This window comes from Serratia sp. FDAARGOS_506 (genome assembly GCF_003812745.1).
In the GTDB taxonomy this organism is placed as follows: Bacteria; Pseudomonadota; Gammaproteobacteria; order Enterobacterales; family Enterobacteriaceae; genus Serratia.
In genome coordinates this window covers 4,553,135-4,572,405 of the sequence record NZ_CP033831.1, presented here as the reverse complement: position 1 = coordinate 4,572,405, position 19,271 = coordinate 4,553,135, and the positions used below count along the sequence as shown (strand labels likewise).

The window sequence follows — 19,271 nt, the reverse complement described above, 5'->3', positions numbered from 1 at the left end:
TTTGGATAGTGATTCTGGTTCCTGCCGGCTACCCACTTTTATCCGCAATATCGAATTTTTCACGCCGGACGGCTATCCGGGCCAAGTGGCGCGCTGCCATTTTGCGCTGGCGGAGTATCGTGACGAGAGTTTTCCCGAGGCGGGTTTTGCGTTGCCGGATCATCTGGCGCGCGCGGTGCCGAAGCGCCGCGCGGAGTATTTGGCCGGGCGTATTCTGGCGCGGCAACTGTTGGCGCCGCTCGGTTTTGCCGACTTCACCCTGGCGCGCGGCGAAGATCGCGCGCCGCAGTGGCCAGCGGGTATCGCCGGAGCGCTGAGCCATAATTCCGATACCGCGTTGTGCGCCGTGCACCGCGAGAGCGGGCTGGGCGGCGTTGGGCTGGATGTGGAGACGCTGCTCTCCGACGTGCGGGCGGAGGAGCTGTGGGGGGCGATCGTTTCCCTGGCGGAGCGTGAGGCGTTGCTGCGCGAGACGCTGCCGTTCAATGAACTGCTGACGTTGACCTTTTCCGCCAAAGAGAGCCTGTTCAAGGCGCTTTATCCGCAGGTGCGTTGTTACTTCGATTTTCTCGATGCGCGCATGGTCGCCGTGGACCCACAGCGGCAGACGTTTGTATTAGCGCTGCTTAAGACGCTGACGCCAAATTGCCCCGCCGGCCGCCGGTTTAACGGGCGTTTTTGGCGTGAAGGTGACGACGTCACGACTTTTATTTTCTGCTAAAACACAATAATAACAGGGTGTTATTTCTTGCTTTGCCGTAACGCGGATTTGCCGCAGCGGGCGGAAAGATTCATTCATCGGAGATTGACCCACGGTGGGGATCCGGTGTAATTTATCCTCCTTTTATAGCTAATGATAATTATTCGCATAAACATTATCATTGGTAGGGCGCAACAAAGGAGTGGTCTTGTGGCGACACTGACGACAGAAAACCAAACCTTCACCGGGTTTGCGTACGCCGAACAATCGACCTTTTTGTACCGGTCCGAGTTCCGTTCCCTCTCCGCCGACGGCGTGTTCGAGCGTATCGAGACACCGGCGTTCGGCGGCGAGCAGGAAGGCAGCGCGCTGGCGCAGCATATCCGCCAGGCGCTGGCGCGCGCCAAAGCCGCCGGCCAGGAGACGCCGGTGGTGGTGGGGGCCATTCCGTTTGATACGCATCGGCCTTCCTGCCTGTATGTGCCTGAAAACTGCCAGTTTGTCGCCAACGACAGCTTTACTCGCGCCGCGCGCCCGATGCTGCAACAGCCGCATCGCCTGGCCGCCTGCACCAGCATTCCGGACGAGCCGCGCTTCAAGCACGCGGTGGCGGAAGCGGTCACCCGCTTTAAACAAGGCGAGCTGGACAAAGCGGTGTTGTCGCGCATCCTCGACATCGAGCTGGAGCAGCCGGTGGCGGGCCACCAGATCCTCAATAACCTGATGGTGCAGAACCCGACCGGTTACCACTTTTCCCTGCCGCTGGCCGATGGCGGCGTGTTGATCGGCGCCAGCCCGGAGTTGCTGATCCGCAAGCAGGGCGGCGAGATCCACACCAATCCGCTGGCGGGCTCGGCGCGTCGCCAGGACGATCCGCAGCAGGATCGCCTCGGCAGCGAGCGCCTGATGCGCTCGACCAAAGACAAATACGAACACAAGCTGGTGATCGACGACATTCGTCGGCACCTGGCGCCGCTGTGCGCCAGCCTGAGCGTGCCCAGCGGCCCGTCGCTGCTCAGCACCGGCACCATGTGGCACCTCTCCACCCGCATTCGCGGCGAGCTGCTGAACCCGAATCTCAACGTGATGCAGCTGGCCTGCCTGCTGCATCCGACGCCGGCGCTGTGCGGCTTCCCGACCGAGAGCGCCCGCCAACTGATCGCCGATCTGGAACCGCACGATCGCGGCCTGTTCAGCGGCATCGTCGGCTGGTGCGACGCCAACGGCGACGGCGAGTGGGCGATCGTCATCCGCAGCGGCCTGCTGCGCGGCAACCGGGTGCGGCTGTTCGCCGGCGCGGGTATCGTCGCCGCCTCGACGCCGCAGTCCGAGTGGATGGAAACCGCCGCCAAGCTGGGCACCATGCTCAACGCTTTCGGCCTGAACAGCGGATCGCTGTAGGCCTCTTTGCGGCGCAGTGCGCGCCGCGTCATACGCTTTCGCAGGAGACAACGATGAACAACAACATGACCCGGCAGCATGCCCGGATGGCGGTGCGCGCATGAGTATTCAGATGGATTTCACCGGCAAACGCGTGTGGGTGACCGGCGCGGCGCGCGGCATCGGCGAGCAGATCGCCCGGCATTTTTTGACACAGGGCGCTGAGGTGGTGGGGTTTGACCGCGAGTTCGCCAACCCGGATCTGCCTTACCCTTGCGTGACGCTGGACATCAGCCGGCCGGAGCAGGTAGAGACGGTGTGCCGCCAACAGTTGGCGGAGAACCCGCGACTGGACGTGTTGATCAACGCCGCCGGCATTCTGCGCATGGGCAATACCGAAGATCTGAGCGTGGATGACTGGCATCAGTGCATCAACGTCAACGCCTCGGGGGCGTTTTATCTGTTCCGCGCCGTGCTGCCGCACTTCAAGGCGCAGCGCAGCGGGGCGATCGTCAGCATTGGCTCCAACGCCGCGCACGTGCCGCGCGCGCAGATGGCGGCCTACTGCGCCTCCAAGGCGGCGCTGACCAGTCTGAATCACTGCGTGGGGTTGGAGATGGCGCCGTTCGGCGTGCGCTGCAATCTGGTGTCGCCGGGCTCGACCGACACGCCGATGCAGCGCGGCATGTGGCAGACCGACGATGCGCAGCAACGCACCATCGCCGGCTTCCCCGAGATGTTCAAGCTGGGGATCCCGCTGGGAAAAATCGCCCGCCCGGATGAGATCGCCAACGCGGTGTTGTTCCTGGCCTCGGATTTGGCCAGCCACATCACCATGCAGGACATCGTGATCGACGGCGGCGCCACGCTGGCCGCCTGAGTCAGACCCGCTGGCGGCGCAGCAGGTGCCGTGCGCCCTCCGTCGCCAGCAGCAGCACCGCCAGCCAGATCGCCAGATAGGTTGGCCATTCGCTTTGGCTGATGCTCTCGCCGAGCAGCAGCGCGACGAGCACCAGCAGCACCGGTTCCACATAGCTCAGCAGGCCGAACAGGCTGAACGGCAGCAGGCGGCTGGCGAGGATGTAACACACCAGCGCCACGGCGCTGATGACGCCGAGCAGCGGAATGCGCCAATACAGCTCGGCATTGATCTGCAGTGCCGCTGCGCCGCCGTCGCCGAAGGCGAACCAGGCCGCCGCCGGCAGCATCAGCGCCAGCTCGCACCACAGCCCGCCGAGATTGTCGGTGCCGAAATGCCGCCGCAAAATAAAGTAGAGCGGATAGCCCAGCGCCACCATCAGCGTCGGCCACGAGACGCCGCCCGCCTGATACAGTTCATTGCCTACCCCCACCATGGCGCACGCCACCGCCAGCTTTTGCAGCAGCGAAAGCCGATCGCGGTAGAAAAAACGGCCCGCCAGCACCATGGTCAGCGGCAGCAGAAAATAGCCGAGCGATACGTCGAGCGCCTTGCCGTGCAGCGGCGCCCACAGGAACAGCCACAGCTGCACCCCCAGCAGCGCCGAGGTGAGCAGCAGGCCCAGCAGGCGCTGCGGCCGTTGGCCGATCCAGGCCAGCGTATCGCCCACTTTGCGCCAATCGCCGGACAGCGCCATGAACAGCGTCAGGAACGGCAGCGTCAGCAGCGTGCGCCAGCCGTAGACCTGTTCGCCGTTCAGCGGGGTGAGGGTAGAGGTGAAGTAATACATCGCGCCGAACAAGATGGAGGCGACGACCGACAGAGTAATGCCCTTAATCACACGCATTCCCGGTGAGTGATTGATTTTATGGCGGCTACTGTAGAGAAATTTGCCGCCAACGACAATGGCGTTGCCGGGCGCTGGACAATTGGCGGCGGCGGGTTAGAATGATTACTGTGTATTCATACAGGTTTTGGCGATGACAATCGATCTTTTTGAAGACGCGCTGCCGCCGCCGTGGCGCGAAGAGATCGCCCCCGGCGCGGTGGTGATGCACGGCTTCGTACGCGATCACGGGCCGGAACTGCTGGCGGCGGTGCAGGGCGTGGTGGCCCAGGTGCCGTGGCGGCATTTGACCACGCCCGGCGGGCACGTGATGTCGGTGGCGATGAGCTGGTGCGGCAACGGCTGGACCAGCGACAGCCGCGGTTACCGCTATTCGGAACGCGACGCGCGCAGCGGCAAACGTTGGCCGGCCATTCCCCCCATCCTGATGGCGCTGGCGGACGAAGCCGCGCAGCAGGCGGGATTCGGCCCCTTCGTGCCGGATTCTTGCCTGATGAACCGTTACGATCCGGGCAGCAAGCTGTCGCTGCATCAGGATAAAGACGAGCACGACTTCGGTGCACCGATCGTCTCGGTGTCGCTCGGGCTGCCGGCGGTGTTTCAGTTCGGCGGGCTGCAACGCAGCGATCGGGCGCGGCGCATCCCCTTGGCGCACGGCGACGTGGTGGTATGGGGCGGCCCGGCGCGGCTCTGTTTTCACGGCATCCTGCCGGTCAAGGAAGGCTACCACTCGTTGGTGGGGCCGCACCGCATCAACATCACGCTACGCAAGGCGCTTTAGCTGCGGCTCCTGCGCCAGGCAGGCGACGAGATAGTCGATAAACACCCGCAGTTTGGGCGGCAGATACTGGTTAGGCGCGTAAAGCAACCACAGGCCGCCGTGATAGCTGCTGAGGAAATCCCACTCCGGCAACACCTGCACGATCTCGCCGTCGTCGAGCGCCTGGCGGGCGGTAAAGTACGGCAGGCTGCCGATGCCGATATGTTGTTTCACCGCGTCCAGCCGCACGCCGGTGTGGTTGGCGGCGTAGCGGCCGCGCACGTTGACCGTTACCGCTTTGCCGCTGCGGCGGAACTTCCATTGCGCGTCGCTCGGCGTTTCGCCCAGATAGATGCAGCTGTGCGCCGCCAGATCGTGCGGGTGCTGCGGCGTGCCGTGCTGCGTCAGGTAGTGCGGCGTGGCGCACAGCAAATGGTCTATTCTCATCAACTGGCGGCCGATCAACCCGGGCGACGGGCGATCGGTGATGCGCAGCGCCAGATCGACCCGGTCGTCGATCAAATCCATGTAGCGATCTTCCAGCCGCAGCCTCACGTCCACCTTCGGATAGCGGCGCAGGAACTCCGGCATGTGCGGATGCAACACGAAGCGGCCCACCGCCTTCGGCACGCTGACGCTGACCAATCCCTCGGGCTCCGCGGCGCCGCGCCCGCCAATCGCCATGACCGCGTCGGCCGCCGCCAGCAGGGTGCGGCAGTGCGCAAACGCCTCTTCGCCGCTTTCGCTTAGCCGCAGTTTGCGAGTGGTGCGGTGCAGCAGCTGCAGCGCCAGCGCCTGCTCGAGCTTCGCCACGCTGCGGCTGACGGCGGAAGGCGAAGTACCCAGTTTGCGAGCGGCGGCGGAAAAGCTGCCGCTCTCTACCACCTGAACGAAAACGGCCATTTCGGGCAACAGCGCGTAAGAAAGATTTGTGCTCATGACGCAAAGGTCCATTGTGATGGCGGCGGATTATACATCGATTATGACATGAATATAATGGCTCTTCGAACCGAGGAGAAAAATGATGACCGAACGACGTTATTACTACAGCGACGATGTACAGGGCCAGGCGCAGGTGTTGAGCTGCGCGCCGGCCGAGGCGGGCGCTTACGCCGTAGAGCTCGACGCCACGCTGTTCCACCCGCAGGGCGGCGGCCAGCCGTCAGACGTTGGGGCGTTAGGTGGCGTCGCCGTGCTGCGGGTGCAGCAGCAGGGGGATACCGTGGTGCACTTTACTGCCGCGCCGCTGCCGATAGGGCCGGTTACGATGCAAATTGATGAAGCGCAGCGCCGCCTGCATGCCCGCTGGCACTCCGGTGGGCATCTGATCGGCTGGCTGGGGGAAACCCGCGGTTGGCGGCCGGTGAAAGCGCATCATTGGCCGGGGGAAGGGCGCATCACGTTTACGCCAGGGCCGGATGCGCAGACGATAGAAGCGGACTTTTTGCAGGCTGAGCTGGCGCGCTTGATCGCCGCCGATTTGCCGCGCCGCCAACAGGCGGTGGACGGGATGCGCCAGGTCGGCTTCGGCGAACTGCCCGCCTACGGCTGCGGCGGCACCCATGTTGCCAGGCTGGGCGAGGTGGGGGCGATCGCTATCACCGGCGTAAGGATGAAGAAAGGGCAGCTGATCGTGCAGTATGAGCTGGGGTGAATAAGGGGGCTTCAGCGCCCGGCCTGCCGCAGCTGGGTGCAGAACGCGCATTGGCATCCTGCTACCGGCACCGCTGCGCAGCTGCCGATGCTCACCGGCTGGGCGTCCATGGCGTGAAAGCCGTAAAACAGATTTTCGATGTTTTGTTCCGCCGCGCGCGCCTGTTCCGGGCGCGGTTCGGGCACTTTTGACTGAAACGCCGCGGCCTTGCCGGCCAGCAGGCTGAGAAACAGCAGCGACAGCTGGATTTTCATCGTCGTCTTCCTTTGGCTGAAGTTGTGATACGTTATAACAAAACCCCCTCAATGCCAAGCAGCAGTGCCATTCACGTTATTTTTACGCGCTGCAACAATTTTTCATTCCATTAACACTTAGACACATCTCTTGTCGGTACGCTAACTAATAATTCAAATTACATAAATTGCCTCATTAAACGAATATTTAGATACTCGCTACACGGCCTGGCCAGTGCTGACACGTTTTTAAATTCTGAGCATACAGAAAGATGCCTCTGTAGGCATTGTCATGCACTCTGGACAGGATATCGCCACCATGGGGTCTTTTTTTAAGCAGGTCTATCGCTATTCCCATCCGCGCCCTTATCGGCATAACGAAAACCTCTGGCCTTACGTGAAGATCGTACGCGGCGAAGGCGGTGAAATCGCCGCCTTATGGTACAAGCACCGGCCGGTGCCGATCGTCCCGTTGAGTGAACTGCGCAACAGCTGCCGGGGTGAGGTGCTGCTGACGGCCACCGGCCCATCGGTGAAGACGCTGCGCTTCGAAAATATTCCCGCCATGCCCGCTATCGGGGTCAACGGCGCCTATTTTCTGCATCGGCAGGTGGATTTTCGCTTCTACGTCATCGTGGACATGGGCTTTATCGACAGCCGCCCGGAGATCGTGCACGACGTCATTCAACGGCCCGAGCTGACGCTGTTCACCACCGTGCACGGCGTGGCGCGCATTCTCGATCGCTTTGGTCAGGCAGCGATCGGCTGCCGATTGGCGATCGTCGAAGACGCGGCCTGCAAGATTTATCACCCCCGTATTGACAGCAGCGCGCTGTGGGAGCACTACTGCCGGGAAAACGGCGTGGTCTTCGCCGCCGCGAGCCGCACGCTCGGTTTCAGCCAGGATATCCGCTGCGGTATTTTTGACGCCGGCACCGTGGCCTACTGGGCGCTGCAAATCATCGCCTATCTCGGCTTCGGACAGTTGTTTATCGCCGGGCTGGACATGAACAACTTCCACCAACCGCGTTTTTACGAAACGGAGCAGGACCGGTTGCCGACGTTCCTGGCGGACAAGGTAGAGTCGCTGGTGATCCCCGCTTTCCGGCATGCCGGCGCGATCATGAGAAAGCAGCAGATCGCGATAAAAAACCTTTCTCTGCACAGCGCTATCGACAGTGACATCTTCGAGAAGGTGGATGGCAATGTTTACTTTCAGCAAGCCTGAGCGGTGTTATCGCTTCGGCAGCGCGCTGTTCTTGGCCTTCGCGTTTTTCAGCGCGATATTTTGCGGACAAACCCGCGTCAACAACCTGTTTCATCTGGCGGCGCTGCTGTGGCTGGCCGCAGTGTTCACCTGGCCGCCGCTGCGGCGGCAGCTGTTGGCCAATCGCCAGGCGCTGTGGGGCGGCGGGCTGGCGCTGATGTTTCTGCTTTATTACTCCCTCAGTGCGCTGTGGGGCGAGACGCCGGGCGACATGCCGTCGGCCTTGACCCACAGCGCCTATATTCTGCTGTATCTCGCCTGGCTGGTAACGTTGCTCGACGGTGAACGGCGTCATCACCTGCAGTGGGCGATACTGGCCGGCATTACGACGCTGTGTCTGTATCTGACGCTGGTTGACGCACCGTCGATTTATCACCTGCGTGAAACCACTGCCCGCAATCCGGGGCCAAGCAACGTGATCGATCTGGCCGGCTACGCCGCCCTCGCCATTCTGTTGAGCCTGATGATTTTCCGCGATACCCGGCAGAAGGCGGCGCTGTGTTTTATCCCGCCGCTGCTGGCATTCATGGTGCTGACGCAAAGCCGTGGTCCGCTGATCGCACTGGCGCTTGCGGTGGTGGTGGCGATACCTTATCGACAGCGGCCGGGGAGATGGCTGTGGATCCTGCTGCCTGTCGCGCTGGCCGTGGGGGTGGTCATCGTATACAGCGCGATCGGCGAGATGCTGCTTACCCGCTTTGGTGAACTGTATCAACAAAGCTTTGTCCGTATCAGCATCTGGCACCACAGCATGACGCTGATCGAACAGGCACCGTTCTTCGGCTATGGCTTTGATAAGCAGCTTAACTTTCTCAATTATACCGGCGAGCTGAACCATACCACGCACAGCCTGTACCTTGGTGCGTTGCTGAAGGGGGGCTGCGTGGGTTTCCTATTGCTGCTGGCACTGCTGGGATACGGCGCGCGGCTTGCCATCGCGCACTGGCGCGCAGGGCGGCGTTGGGAAGCCGCCCTGTTTCTGTTCATGCTGGTGTTCTACAGTTCGCAGGGCATGTTTGTGATCGCCAATCCGGCGGAATTTTGGTACCTGTTTTGGCTGCCGCTGGCGCTGCTGCTGTCGCAGCCCAAACGGCGGACCGATGGCCCGCAACAGATTGCGACAGAGGCTGACGTTATGTTTGCAATTGCCTCAGAGCACCCTACTTACCCCTCCCAGACCTGCGTGCTGCGCGGGCTGTCCATCTGATAATCCGAATAGGGGCGAGTGAAGAATTCGCGCCCCAGCGCGCGGGCGGCCTGCAGCGGGTTGCGCGGATCGCGGGCGATCTCGCCGCGCTGGTTGCCGGCACCGTGCACCACGCCGACGAAGGCGGAGTGGGTGTAGCGGCTGAATTCCTGGAGCTGATGTACGATGCCCAGCGCTGCACCGGGGTAGGTTTCTTCAGACGCTACCGCCAGCCCGATGCGTTTGCCGCTCATGCGCTGGTGCACCTGTTCCGCCTGAGGGTAGGCGTTGGAATAGAAGCTGAACGAGCGATCGAAAAAGGCTTTGGTTTGCGCCGACATGCCGTACCAGTAAATCGGCGTACAAAATACTGCGCCGTCGGCCGGCAGGAAGTGCTCCAGAAACAGCTCGGCGTAGCGATCGCCCGGCGGCGGCGTGTGGCGTTCATCGCTCAGAAAACCGCTCAGGTAATCATCGAGAAAATGCAGACTGGCGGATGTACCGGCTTCGGCGGCACCCGCCAGGATCGCCTGCGCCAGCGTGGCGCTGTTGCCGTCGCGGCGCGGGCTGCCGACCAGCACCACCAGACGTTTGGGCTGATGAGTTGAATTCATGTCATGCTCCTCGGTGTGAAGTAAATTCAGCTCTACTCTAGAGACAAGTGTCGGCAAGCGACAAATGACGGCTTTTCTGCCAGGATGAGATCAACTCATCTCAAGAGGCTTCGCCATGTTCGCCACGCTGCCCGTCAACGCATTGCGCACCTTTGAATCCGCCGCTCGCCTGCGCAGCTTCAAGCTGGCGGCAGCCGAACTGGCGGTGACGCCGACGGCGATTTCGCACCAGATCAAAGCGCTGGAACAACAGTTGGGGTTTGCGCTGTTCGAACGGGTGCCGCGCGGCGTGCGGCTGACGCCGAAGGGCGAAACGCTGTTTGCCGGAGTGCACGGCGCGCTGCTGGACGTCGCTGCCACGCTCGAGGGCCTGCGGCCGCAGCCCAGCGCCGGATCGCTGTGCGTCTCTGTCACGCATTCTTTCGCGGCGCTGTGGCTGGTGCCGCGCCTGGGGCGTTTTTACCAGGCGTACCCGCACTATCTGGTGCGATTGGAGGCCTGCGCCGAGGTGATCGATCTGCAGCAGGACGCCAGCGTGGACGTGGCGGTGCGCTACAGCCGCGCGCAGTATCCCGCGTTGCATCAGACGGCACGGCTGGAGGAAAGCTTTGGTGTCTACGCGGCGCCGGGGCTGGCCGCCGCCGAGCCGGAAAATCCGGTGCTGATTACCGTCAAGTGGGGGGATTCGGCGCTGTACGACAGCGGTTGGCGCGACTGGTGCCGGGCCGCCGGCGTGGATTGGTGGCAGCGCCATGCGGCGATGCGCAGCTACCATGAGGAGCATTACGCCCTGCAGGCGGCGGTGGCCGGTCAGGGGTTGGTGCTCGCCAGTTCGGTGATGGTGTCCGATATGGTGGACAACGGTCTGTTGGTCGCGTACCGGCCGGAGGTGCGCGTGCCGGGCGCTGCGTACAGCGTGCTGTGCACGCCGGGGCGCGAGCGGCATCCGCCGGTCAAGGCGTTTCTCGCCTGGCTGCAGCGGGAACTGCCGTATGGCACGAAATAAAAGTTTTACCGCCCTAAGGTGTGGGAATATCAGCGAACTTTTGTTTTAACTTCACTGCGAGAACCTATCATGAGCCAGCCAAGAACCTCCGATTACCCGATTGATGCGCAATTTATCGAGCGCTGGTCGCCGCGCGCGATGGCCAACGACGCCATCGACGATCAAACGCTGCTGAGCTTTTTTGAAGCGGCGCGCTGGTCGCCATCGGCCTACAACATTCAGCCGTGGCGCTTTGCCTACAGCAAGCACGGTTCCGACAGCTGGGAGAACTACCTGGAGTTCCTGATCGACTTCAACCGCGGCTGGGCGCAGCACGCCTCGGCGCTGGTGGTGATCGTCTCCAAAACCACCAGCCTGAACGGCGAACGGTGGGTGGACAACCCGACCCACGCGTTCGATACCGGCGCCGCCTGGGCCAGCCTGGCGCATCAGGCGCACCTGAAAGGCTGGTTGACTCACTGCATGAGCGGCATCCACCACGACAAGATCAAAGCGGCGCTGCAGCTGCCGGACGACTATGCGGTGCACGCCATGGTGGCGATCGGTAAACCGGGCGACAAGGCCCGCCTGCCGGATTTCCTGCAGGAAAAAGAGGCGCCGTCGGGCCGACTGCCGCTGGGCAAGACCGTCAGCGAAGGGCTGAATTTCACGCTGTGATTGCCCGCTTTCCCTCAGGCCCGCTTGGCGGGCCTTTTTTATGCGGCGAGTAAAACTTAGGGAGTATGTTCTCGTTCGCTTATTCGCTGTATATTTTGTTATATAGCGATGGCGTGATGAGGAGGAAACCGTGGGTGACCATTTTGGCAAAGGGCTGTTGGCGGGGCTAAAAGCGGAGAACCTGAAGCCGGAGACGGAGCTGTCGCGCTTTTGCTCCGACTACAAGCGCGGCTTTGTGCTCGGCTATGCGCACCATTTGGCGCAGCGCTGCGGCGACGAAAACCGGGCGGCGTTCGAAGCCGGGCAGCTTAGCCGCGCCTATGGCCTCGGCAGTGAGCCGATGAGCGAGTTCTTTTCCGGCGGCGACAGCCGGCTGGCGGAGAAGTTTTTCCGCGCCGGCTATAACCGGCCGACGCAGGGCTAGCACGGGCGGAGCGTCAGGCGGCGCTCAGCACCGCTACCATATACACGCACGGTTGGTCGCTCTGGTTTTCAAAGCGGCAGTCCGCCGGCGGGCCGAGCTCCAGGCAGTCTCCCTCGGCCATGTCATGGCGTGCGTTACCCTCGACAAAGACCAACTCGCCGGATAAGACCCAGATCAACTGGCGCTTGAAGGCATACACCGAAGCCGGCATCGGGATCGTCGCGCCGGCCGGCAGTTCGATACGCACCAGATCGAGCGGCAGATCGGTGCGCGGCGAAACGTGGAGCCGCACGTAGCCACTCTCCGGATCGACCCATACCGGCTGATCTTCCCGGCGCAGCAGCCGGCCTTCCTGCGTTTCCGCCCGGGCGATCAGCTTGGACATGCTGAGGCCGAACGCCCCCGCCAGCCTGCCCAGCAGCATCGCCGTCGGGCTGCTCTCGCCGCGCTCGATTTTGTGCACCATCGCTCGTGAAACGCCCGCCTGCTCGGCCAGATCGGACAGCGACCAGTGGCGCGCCTCGCGTTCAATGCGGATGCGTGCGCCGATCAGCTGATTTAGATTGTCTAATTTAATATTCATATCGTAGTATTATAGTGGACAATTGGCCGGGGTAAACCATGATTATACGAAATGCGACGCTCAACGATAGCGCGGCGATTGCCGCCATCTATAACGACGCGGTGTTGAACAGCACCGCCATCTGGAATGAACAAACCGTGGATGCGGCCAACCGCGCGGCGTGGATCGGCGAACGGCAGGCGGCGGGCTACCCGGTGCTGGTAGCGGTGAACGGCGCGGACGAGGCGATCGGCTATGCGTCGTTCGGCGACTGGCGCGCCTGGGACGGCTATCGCCATACCGTAGAACACTCGGTGTATGTCCATCAGGCGCATCGCGGTGAAGGGATTGGCAAAGCGCTGTTGATCGCCTTGATCGCACGGGCGCGGGAGATCGGCAAGCACGTGATGGTGGCCGGTATCGAATCCGGTAATCAGGCCTCCATTCAGCTGCATTTGGCGCTGGGGTTCCGCGAGGTGGGGCGCATGGAGCAAGTGGGCGCCAAATTCGGCCAATGGCTGGATCTGACTTTCCTGCAGCTGACGCTGGACGAGCGGGCGGCGCCGCCGGCGCGCTGATCCCGGGAGACAGGGCGATGAATATGCTATTGCTGCTGGTAGCGGCGGGAATGGGGCTGGTGGTGCAGAATCTGCTGATGGTGCGCATTACCGAAAGCGTCTCGACCATCCTTATCACGCTGGTGATCAACTCCAGCGTCGGTTTGCTGCTGCTGGTGGGGTTGCTGCTGGCCAAAAACGGCCTCGGCGCGGTGGCGGAAGTGACCGGCGCCGCCAGGTGGTGGATGTTGTTGCCGGGGCTGCTGGGATCGCTGTTCGTGTTCGCCGGCATTCTGGGTTACCAAAAACTGGGCGCGGCGACCACCATTTCGATCCTGGTCGCCAGCCAACTGTGCATGGGGCTGCTGGTGGACGTCTACCGCGCCGGCCCGGCGGCGCTGCGCGAGAATCTGCCGGCGCTGTTCGGCGCTCTGCTGCTGGTGGCGGGCGCTTATCTGGTGGCGAAACGCAGCTTTTGAGGGCGGCTGAAATGCAAAAAGCCCGCTCGGGTTTCCCTGAGCGGGCTTCTCTAAATTTGGCTCCTCTGACTGGACTCGAACCAGTGACATACGGATTAACAGTCCGCCGTTCTACCGACTGAACTACAGAGGAATCGTGTGAACGGGGCGAATAATAGCGGGGCGGTTGCGGCTTGTAAAGCGTGAAAACGCCCGATGCGTTCGTTTGCTGCAAGATTGCCCAACCTGCTGCTTTTTCTCGCTTTTGTCGCTTATCCCGCGCGCAGCGCCGGCGGATTGCCCGTTGTTCGGGGCCGTTGCCTGCCGATGGTGCAACGGCTGCCCTGCGCGGTGGCGCGCGCCGCCCGGCGAACGGCCGTTGATCGCCGTGTATCCCGCCTCTGTGGCCGTTTACCGACTCTGGCCCGGATCTTGCTGCGCTTGAATGACCGGATTTCGGCATTCTCAATTTAGCGGCTCGCTGGAGGCACTATGAATTTCAGACGTCTGAAGTACTTCGTGAAAATCGTCGATATCGGCAGCCTGACTCAGGCGGCGGAGGTGTTGCACATCGCCCAGCCGGCGCTCAGCCAGCAGTTGGCAACGTTGGAAGGGGAGCTGAAGCAACAGCTGCTGATCCGCACCAAGCGCGGCGTTCAGCCGACCGAGGCCGGCAACATTCTGTATGCCCACGCGCAGACCATTCTGCGCCAGTGCGAGCAGGCGCAGAGCGCGGTCAACAGCGCCGGGCAGGCGATGAGCGGCCAGGTTTCTCTCGGTCTGGCGTCGGGCAGCACTGCGGCGCAGCTGGCGCTGCCGTTGCTGCAGAGTCTGCGCGATCAGCAGCCGGGTATTCTGCTCAGCCTGCATGAAAACAGCGGCGCGGCGCTGGCCGGCCAGGTGGCCAACCAGACGTTGGACATGGCGATGGTCTACGGCGCTAAAATGCCCGCCGGTCTGCACGCCGTTGCGCTGATGCGGGAAGATCTCTATCTGGTGGCGACGCGCGCGGTGCCGCATCCCGGCAACAGCGTCGAGTTGCTGGACGTGGCGCGGCTTAACCTGTTCATGCCGCGCGAGGGGGATGCGGTGCGCAACCAACTGGAAGAGGCGATGGCGCTACGTAAATTGGCGATTAACGTGGTGGGGGAGATTGAGTCCTCGGGCGCGTTGAGCGCCGCGATCGCCGGCGGTCTAGGGGCGACCGTGCTGCCGGAGTCGGTGGCGCGCGCGATGATCGGCCCAGCGAAGGCCTGGATGGTGCGCATCAATGCGCCGACGATGTCGGTGCCGCTGTCGCTGTGCATGTCGAGCGAGCAGGCGCTCTCCGCTCCGGCGCTGCTGGTGAAAGACATGCTGCTGTCGATCGCCGGCGGCCGCAGCCAGGAGAAACGCGCGCTGGCGCTGGTGCGTTGAGGATAAAAATTACTGGTCAATTAAGCTTGATCGGCAATTTTTATCCCACCTGAGTGCGTTGTGTGCAGCTTTAATCGGCAGTTGGTGATGTGGGTCAGGGCCAACTCCCGAATTTCTGCCATCGGGAAAGTTTGATGTTAACTGCTTAAAAGACAATGAAAATGGCGGGGTGAGCACGATGTTTGGCGCCCTTGAAGACGCCGAGCGCAGGCATAGCGCATTAGGCGAAACCGCCATGGACGGCGGTTTCAGGTGAGACAGGCAGGGACGCCTGTCGCAGCCGGCCTCAATGCGCTATGGCGGAGGGAGGACAAATCTGCCGGGAGCAGATTTGAACGCTGCTTGCAGCGGCCCCGAAGGGGCGAGGCCCAGGGATGGGCTGAGTAACGTTGGCAAAGCCAACCGTCTGATTGGGCAAAGGCGCGGGTTGCAAGGGGCCGCGCTTACGGCCCCTTGTTCGGTCGAGGCACATGAGTTTCATGGCGCAACTTTTATTTATCGACCGAAACTCCACGAACAACTTCATAAGAACGCTAACTGGCAAACATTACGCCGCAGCGGGCCTGATATCCATTACCGGAACGGCGGCTCGTTGAAGGTGCGCAGCTTGCGCGAGTGCAGGCGATCGCCCTCGGCGCGCAGCAGGTCGATGGCGCAGATGCCGATCTGCAGGTGCTCGGAGATCGCCCCTTCATAGAAGCGGTTGGCCTGGCCCGGCAGTTTTATTTCGCCGTGCAGCGGTTTGTCGGAGACGCACAGCAGCGTGCCGTACGGCACCCGGAAGCGGTATCCCTGGGCCGCGATGGTAGCGCTCTCCATGTCGACCGCCACCGCGCGGCTGAGGTTGAAACGCCGCGCCGAAGCGGAATAGCGCAGCTCCCAGTTGCGATCGTCGGTGGTGACCACGGTGCCGGTGCGCAGGCGCTGTTTGACCTCTTCGCCGGGCATGCCGCTGACCATCTTGGTGGCGTCGTACAGGGCGCGCTGCACCTCGGCGATGCTCGGGATCGGGATATCCGGCGGCAGCACCGCATCCAGCACGTGATCGTCGCGCAGATAGGCGTGGGCCAGCACATAATCGCCGATCGACTGGCTTTCGCGCAGGCCGCCGCAGTGGCCGATCATCAGCCAGGCGCTCGGGCGCAGCACCGCCAGGTGATCGCAGATGGTTTTGGCGTTGGACGGGCCGACGCCGATGTTGATCAGCGTGATGCCCTGGCCAGTGCGCGAAATCAGGTGATAGGCCGGCATCTGGTGGTTTTTCCACGCCAGATCGGACACCGCCTGTTCGGGGGCGCTGGTTTCCGGCGTGATGTAGGTGCCGCCGGCGCTGGAGAGCGCGATGTACGGGCTGGCCGGATCGGCGATCTGGGCACAGGCCCAGCGCACGAACTCATCTACATAGCGGGTGTAGTTGGTGAACAGCACGAACGGCTGGAAGTGCTCCACCGGCGTACCGGTGTAGTGCCGCAGCCGCGCCAGCGAGAAATCCGCGCGCAGCGCATCGAAATGCGACAGCGGGAAATGGTTATCGGTGGTGTGGTACAGGCCGTCGGCGGTTTCGTCACCGATCTGCGCCAGCTCGGTGGTGGGGAAATGCTGCGCGATGCCGGCGCTCATCGAGCGATCGAGCGCCAGGCTGGAGCCGTCGATCACGTAAGGGAACGGGATCTCCTGCTGCGAAGGTGCCACTTCGATATGGGCGGCGTAATCGTGCTCCAGCATCGCCAGCTGTTCGGCCAGATAGTGGCGGAACAGCTGTGGACGGGTCACGGTGGTGCTGTAGCTGCCGGGATGGGTGAAGCGGCCGAAGGCGCGGGTTTTGCTCGGGCCGGATTGCTGCCCGTCCCAGCTGACGCGCAGTTCGGGATACACGAACAGCCCGGCGGCGCGCGCCTGCGCATCCGGCAGCGTGCCGTGGCTGATAAAGTCGCTGACCGCCTGACGCAGCGCGTCTACCGCGGCGTCATACAGGGCTTCCAGTTGATCGAGTGCCTGATCGGCGCTGAGGCCGCTGCGAGGTGGGGCATAGCTCATACTTTCTCCTTGGATGTCCCGGCTCTGTGGCGGGGTTGCGGCGTTTTACCGTCACAGGTTAGCCGAAGAAGGGCGTAAAAGCTTGGTCGAAATGACGGGCGCGGCAAAGAAAATACCGTGCCCGTGAGGGCGCGGGGATCAGGAGGCGGGGTCGGCCGCCTCGACCTTCAGCGAGACCAGGCCGATGCCCAGCTTCTTCGGCGTGAAACCGCCGCTGGCGCTCTCTTTCGGCTCGGTGGGGGCCGGCGGGGTTATGCTGATCTTCTGCGCGCCGCGCGGGTTGTCGAAGCGCAGGGTGACGGTGCTGTCCTGTTCGCCGAGCGACACGAAGCGCTCTTCGTCGCCGACGCGCACCGAAATCGGTTCGCCGACGTTATTGCCGTAGGCGCGGGCGCGCAGCACCAGATCGAAGGTGTGCGGCAGCGGATCGACGTAATCGATGTCGACTGCCGGCGCCAGGTTGGCGTCGGACCAGCGGCCCCACTCCTCGACGCCGGAAACGCCGGTGATGGCCTTCACCTGTTCCGGCATGCCGGGCAGCATGAACTCAATGCTGTCCGCCCGGTACTTCATCGCCGCGTCGTCCACCTGCAGGCGGGCGACGGCGTTTTGATAATCGGCGACGCTGTCGGCCGCCGGGGCGGTAAAGCCCACCTTGCCGCGGAAGCGTTCGCCGCTGGCCTGTACGATCTGCGGCGGTGAGGCCAGGGTGCCGGAGGCCACGCAGATGTCGGTGCTCAGCGCCAGCTGCGGCGCCCAGACCCGGCCGATCTCGTAGCATTTATCGACCCAGACGAATTTCTCCCCCGCGCCCAGCCCGGCCAGCTGTTTGCGCAGCGGGGTGGAAAGGTAGACGTTGAACATCGGTTCGATGCGGTTATCGCCCACCCGCAGAATGAACGGCACCTTGTAGGTGACACCGGAGAAGCTGAAGCTGCGCTGGCGCGTATCGACGCTGTAGTCGCTGATGCGGTTCGGCAGGCCCCACTGGTTGATCACCGCCGGTTTCCAGCCGTTGATCTTCTCTTCGATGTTCAGGAACACCGTAGACAGCGACGGCGCCGACAGGCTGCTGCGGCCAAGGCCGATGTAGTTGTCGCCGCCCATCACGTCCAGCACCGTGGCGCCGTTATCCAGCGTGCTGCGCTTCTCGTTGCGCTGTTCCGCCAGCGGCCGGGTGCCGTCGATGATGAAGAACAGATTGCGGCGCTTCTGTTTGGTCAGGATATCGTAGGCGGTGTTGTTCATCGCCAGATGATCGGAGGACACCACGATCACGGTATTGCTGAAATAGGGCGAGCGTTTGATCTTGTCGATCAACGCGGCGATGTGTTGCTGGCTGCAGGCCACCGCGCTCAGCGAGCGGTTTTCTTTATTCTGCCAGGCGTAACTTTTCTTGCTGCAGCCGGCGGAGATAAAGCCGTCCGGGTGATGGGTGTCGACGGTCAGGGTAAACAGCGAGAAGGGTTGGCGCTGCTTGGACAGCTCGACGAACTTGCCGTACACCACGTCCAACACGCTGTCGTCGTACCAGCCCCAGTCGTTTTTGTAGCTCGGATCGGCGACCTGTTCGCGCAGCTCTTTGAAGCCGTAAACGTAGTCGAAGCCGTGGGATTTCAGGAAGGTGTCTTTACCGGCGAACGCCAGCTCGGCGCCCTGATAGAAATAGTTGCTGTAGCCGGCGGCCTTCAGCACGTCGCCCAGGCAGACGTTCTCCGGGTAGAAGGTGGAGACCGCGCTGGAGGCGTTGCCGTCGAAGGGCGCGAACAGCGGAATGCCGCACTGCGAGGCGACCATGCCGGCGATGGTGTAACCGGTGCCCGGCAACTGCTGGGTGTTGCTGAAATCGATACTGTCTGCGCGCAGGGCGTTCAGCTCGTCGGCCAGGCCGGGAAACAGCTCGGTATCGAAGTAGGTGCGCTCCAGGCTCTCGGCATAGATGTACACCAGGTTCGGCCGCTTGCCCTGTACGGTCTTTTTCGGCGCTTTGTAGTAGGTGGTGAAATCGGCGGTATCGCCGACGATCTGGCTCTTGACCAGCAGCGAGATGTCCTGAAACGCCGGGGTGGTGCCGACCGAAAACAGCGCCAGCAGTACGGCGACGACGCTGTAGGCCACGCTGCTGCCTTTGGCCTTGCGGCGCAGCAGGCTGCGGGCCAGCACTGCGAAGATGAGCCCCAAGGCCGCCAGCAGGCCGATAAACGGCAGCACGTATTTGCTGATGCCCGCGCCTTTGAGGCTGCTGGTGACGGTGTAGATCACCGCATCGGTGATGCCGTCGCCGGTGAAGTAGTTGCTGGCGATCAGGATGACGTTCAGCACCAGATAGCTGCCGAGCAGCGTCAGCAAAATGGCGAACCACCAGCGGTTGGCGGCGGCCCGGGTGCGATAAATCAAAATTGACGCCAAAAAGAGAACAAACGAAACGACTGCTAATACCATCCGCCAAACCTTGTCTGATTGAAATAAAACCGTTGCTGCCCTGGTTTGCGCCGCCGAGCGTGCCGCAGCGCGAAAAGTGAAGGGTATAGCCTATTGCCGGCGGCGGAACAACGCGCGATCTCCCGCTACGGCCGACGAGCGGCGGCTATTGT

The 19,271-nt window shown here is 62.6% G+C and carries 20 protein-coding genes and 1 tRNA gene; 13 read left to right on the top strand and 8 right to left on the bottom strand.

Annotation, left to right across the window (positions count from 1 at the left end):
• Position 1 precedes the first annotated feature (1 nt).
• The 3 genes from EGY12_RS22165 (at position 2) to dhbA (ending at position 2,960) form a co-directional block, all read left to right on the top strand.
• Positions 2-721: a 4'-phosphopantetheinyl transferase gene (locus EGY12_RS22165; protein WP_253722891.1), complete on the top strand. Its 720-nt coding sequence runs from the start codon at positions 2-4 to the stop codon at positions 719-721.
• Positions 722-910: 189 nt separating this feature from the next.
• Positions 911-2,101 (top strand): isochorismate synthase MenF, encoded by a 1,191-nt coding sequence (locus EGY12_RS22160; RefSeq protein ID WP_123895389.1) that lies wholly within the window; start codon positions 911-913, stop codon positions 2,099-2,101.
• A 100-nt stretch (positions 2,102-2,201) separates the two neighbouring features.
• The gene (gene dhbA / locus EGY12_RS22155; RefSeq protein WP_123895388.1) at positions 2,202-2,960 is read left to right on the top strand and encodes a 2,3-dihydro-2,3-dihydroxybenzoate dehydrogenase; all 759 of its coding nucleotides are present in this window, start codon (positions 2,202-2,204) and stop codon (positions 2,958-2,960) included.
• Between the two features lies 1 nt (position 2,961).
• On the opposite strand, the gene rarD is transcribed toward dhbA, so the two are convergent.
• Positions 2,962-3,840: an EamA family transporter RarD gene (gene rarD / locus EGY12_RS22150; protein ID WP_123895387.1), complete on the bottom strand. Its 879-nt coding sequence runs from the start codon at positions 3,838-3,840 to the stop codon at positions 2,962-2,964.
• 139 nt (positions 3,841-3,979) lie between these two features.
• Here rarD and alkB point away from each other — a divergent pair, with 139 nt between their 5' ends.
• Positions 3,980-4,627, top strand: a complete 648-nt coding sequence (alkB, locus tag EGY12_RS22145) for a DNA oxidative demethylase AlkB (protein ID WP_019452474.1) — start codon at positions 3,980-3,982, stop codon at positions 4,625-4,627.
• On the opposite strand, the gene EGY12_RS22140 is transcribed toward alkB, so the two are convergent.
• Positions 4,610-5,545 carry a LysR family transcriptional regulator gene (locus tag EGY12_RS22140; protein ID WP_123895386.1) on the bottom strand — a complete coding sequence of 312 codons (936 nt, stop codon included), beginning with the start codon at positions 5,543-5,545 and terminating at the stop codon, positions 4,610-4,612. The two genes, alkB and EGY12_RS22140, sit on opposite strands and share 18 nt — an antisense overlap.
• 85 nt (positions 5,546-5,630) lie before the next feature.
• Here EGY12_RS22140 and EGY12_RS22135 point away from each other — a divergent pair, with 85 nt between their 5' ends.
• Positions 5,631-6,260, top strand: a complete 630-nt coding sequence (locus EGY12_RS22135; RefSeq protein WP_123895654.1) for an alanyl-tRNA editing protein — start codon at positions 5,631-5,633, stop codon at positions 6,258-6,260.
• Positions 6,261-6,271: 11 nt separating this feature from the next.
• On the opposite strand, the gene EGY12_RS22130 is transcribed toward EGY12_RS22135, so the two are convergent.
• Entirely contained in the window at positions 6,272-6,514 is a 243-nt protein-coding gene (locus EGY12_RS22130; RefSeq protein ID WP_016927098.1) for a hypothetical protein, read from the bottom strand.
• A 298-nt stretch (positions 6,515-6,812) separates the two neighbouring features.
• On the opposite strand from EGY12_RS22130, the gene EGY12_RS22125 reads away from it, so the two are divergent.
• Together EGY12_RS22125 and EGY12_RS22120 are read left to right on the top strand one after the other, a co-directional pair.
• On the top strand, positions 6,813-7,721 hold the full coding sequence (locus EGY12_RS22125; protein ID WP_123895385.1) for a sugar glycosyltransferase: 909 nt from the start codon (positions 6,813-6,815) through the stop codon (positions 7,719-7,721).
• Positions 7,699-8,967: an O-antigen ligase gene (locus EGY12_RS22120; RefSeq protein ID WP_123895384.1), complete on the top strand. Its 1,269-nt coding sequence runs from the start codon at positions 7,699-7,701 to the stop codon at positions 8,965-8,967. The genes EGY12_RS22125 and EGY12_RS22120 overlap by 23 nt, the downstream gene beginning before the upstream one ends.
• Here EGY12_RS22120 and EGY12_RS22115 read toward each other — a convergent pair.
• Entirely contained in the window at positions 8,925-9,560 is a 636-nt protein-coding gene (locus EGY12_RS22115; protein ID WP_123895383.1) for a flavodoxin family protein, read from the bottom strand. The genes EGY12_RS22120 and EGY12_RS22115 overlap by 43 nt on opposite strands.
• A 115-nt stretch (positions 9,561-9,675) precedes the next feature.
• Between EGY12_RS22115 and EGY12_RS22110 the strand changes: the two genes are divergently transcribed.
• The 3 genes from EGY12_RS22110 to EGY12_RS22100 all read left to right on the top strand — a co-directional run bounded on the left by EGY12_RS22110 (position 9,676) and on the right by EGY12_RS22100 (position 11,647).
• Complete coding sequence (locus tag EGY12_RS22110; protein ID WP_123895382.1) at positions 9,676-10,566, top strand: LysR substrate-binding domain-containing protein; 891 nt, start codon at positions 9,676-9,678, stop codon at positions 10,564-10,566.
• A 69-nt stretch (positions 10,567-10,635) separates the two neighbouring features.
• Positions 10,636-11,223, top strand: a complete 588-nt coding sequence (locus EGY12_RS22105; RefSeq protein ID WP_107226466.1) for a nitroreductase family protein — start codon at positions 10,636-10,638, stop codon at positions 11,221-11,223.
• A 130-nt stretch (positions 11,224-11,353) separates the two neighbouring features.
• Entirely contained in the window at positions 11,354-11,647 is a 294-nt protein-coding gene (locus EGY12_RS22100; protein WP_038878018.1) for a DUF2623 family protein, read from the top strand.
• 13 nt (positions 11,648-11,660) lie between these two features.
• On the opposite strand, the gene EGY12_RS22095 is transcribed toward EGY12_RS22100, so the two are convergent.
• Complete coding sequence (locus EGY12_RS22095) at positions 11,661-12,230, bottom strand: XRE family transcriptional regulator (protein ID WP_123895381.1); 570 nt, start codon at positions 12,228-12,230, stop codon at positions 11,661-11,663.
• 38 nt (positions 12,231-12,268) lie between these two features.
• On the opposite strand from EGY12_RS22095, the gene EGY12_RS22090 reads away from it, so the two are divergent.
• Together EGY12_RS22090 and EGY12_RS22085 are read left to right on the top strand one after the other, a co-directional pair.
• Positions 12,269-12,787 (top strand): GNAT family N-acetyltransferase, encoded by a 519-nt coding sequence (locus EGY12_RS22090; protein ID WP_055313291.1) that lies wholly within the window; start codon positions 12,269-12,271, stop codon positions 12,785-12,787.
• A gap of 17 nt (positions 12,788-12,804) precedes the next feature.
• Complete coding sequence (locus EGY12_RS22085; protein WP_123895380.1) at positions 12,805-13,245, top strand: DMT family transporter; 441 nt, start codon at positions 12,805-12,807, stop codon at positions 13,243-13,245.
• A 57-nt stretch (positions 13,246-13,302) separates the two neighbouring features.
• Here EGY12_RS22085 and EGY12_RS22080 read toward each other — a convergent pair.
• Positions 13,303-13,378 (bottom strand) — tRNA-Asn (locus EGY12_RS22080).
• 338 nt (positions 13,379-13,716) lie between these two features.
• Here EGY12_RS22080 and nac point away from each other — a divergent pair.
• Complete coding sequence (gene nac, locus EGY12_RS22075; RefSeq protein ID WP_123895379.1) at positions 13,717-14,640, top strand: nitrogen assimilation transcriptional regulator NAC; 924 nt, start codon at positions 13,717-13,719, stop codon at positions 14,638-14,640.
• A 573-nt stretch (positions 14,641-15,213) separates the two neighbouring features.
• Here nac and EGY12_RS22070 read toward each other — a convergent pair.
• Positions 15,214-16,677, bottom strand: coding sequence for an AMP nucleosidase (locus tag EGY12_RS22070; RefSeq protein ID WP_047730314.1), 1,464 nt, complete (start codon positions 16,675-16,677; stop codon positions 15,214-15,216).
• Positions 16,678-16,815: 138 nt separating this feature from the next.
• Positions 16,816-19,119: a phosphatidylglycerol--membrane-oligosaccharide glycerophosphotransferase gene (opgB, locus tag EGY12_RS22065; protein WP_123895378.1), complete on the bottom strand. Its 2,304-nt coding sequence runs from the start codon at positions 19,117-19,119 to the stop codon at positions 16,816-16,818.
• Between the last annotated feature and the right edge of the window lie 152 nt (positions 19,120-19,271).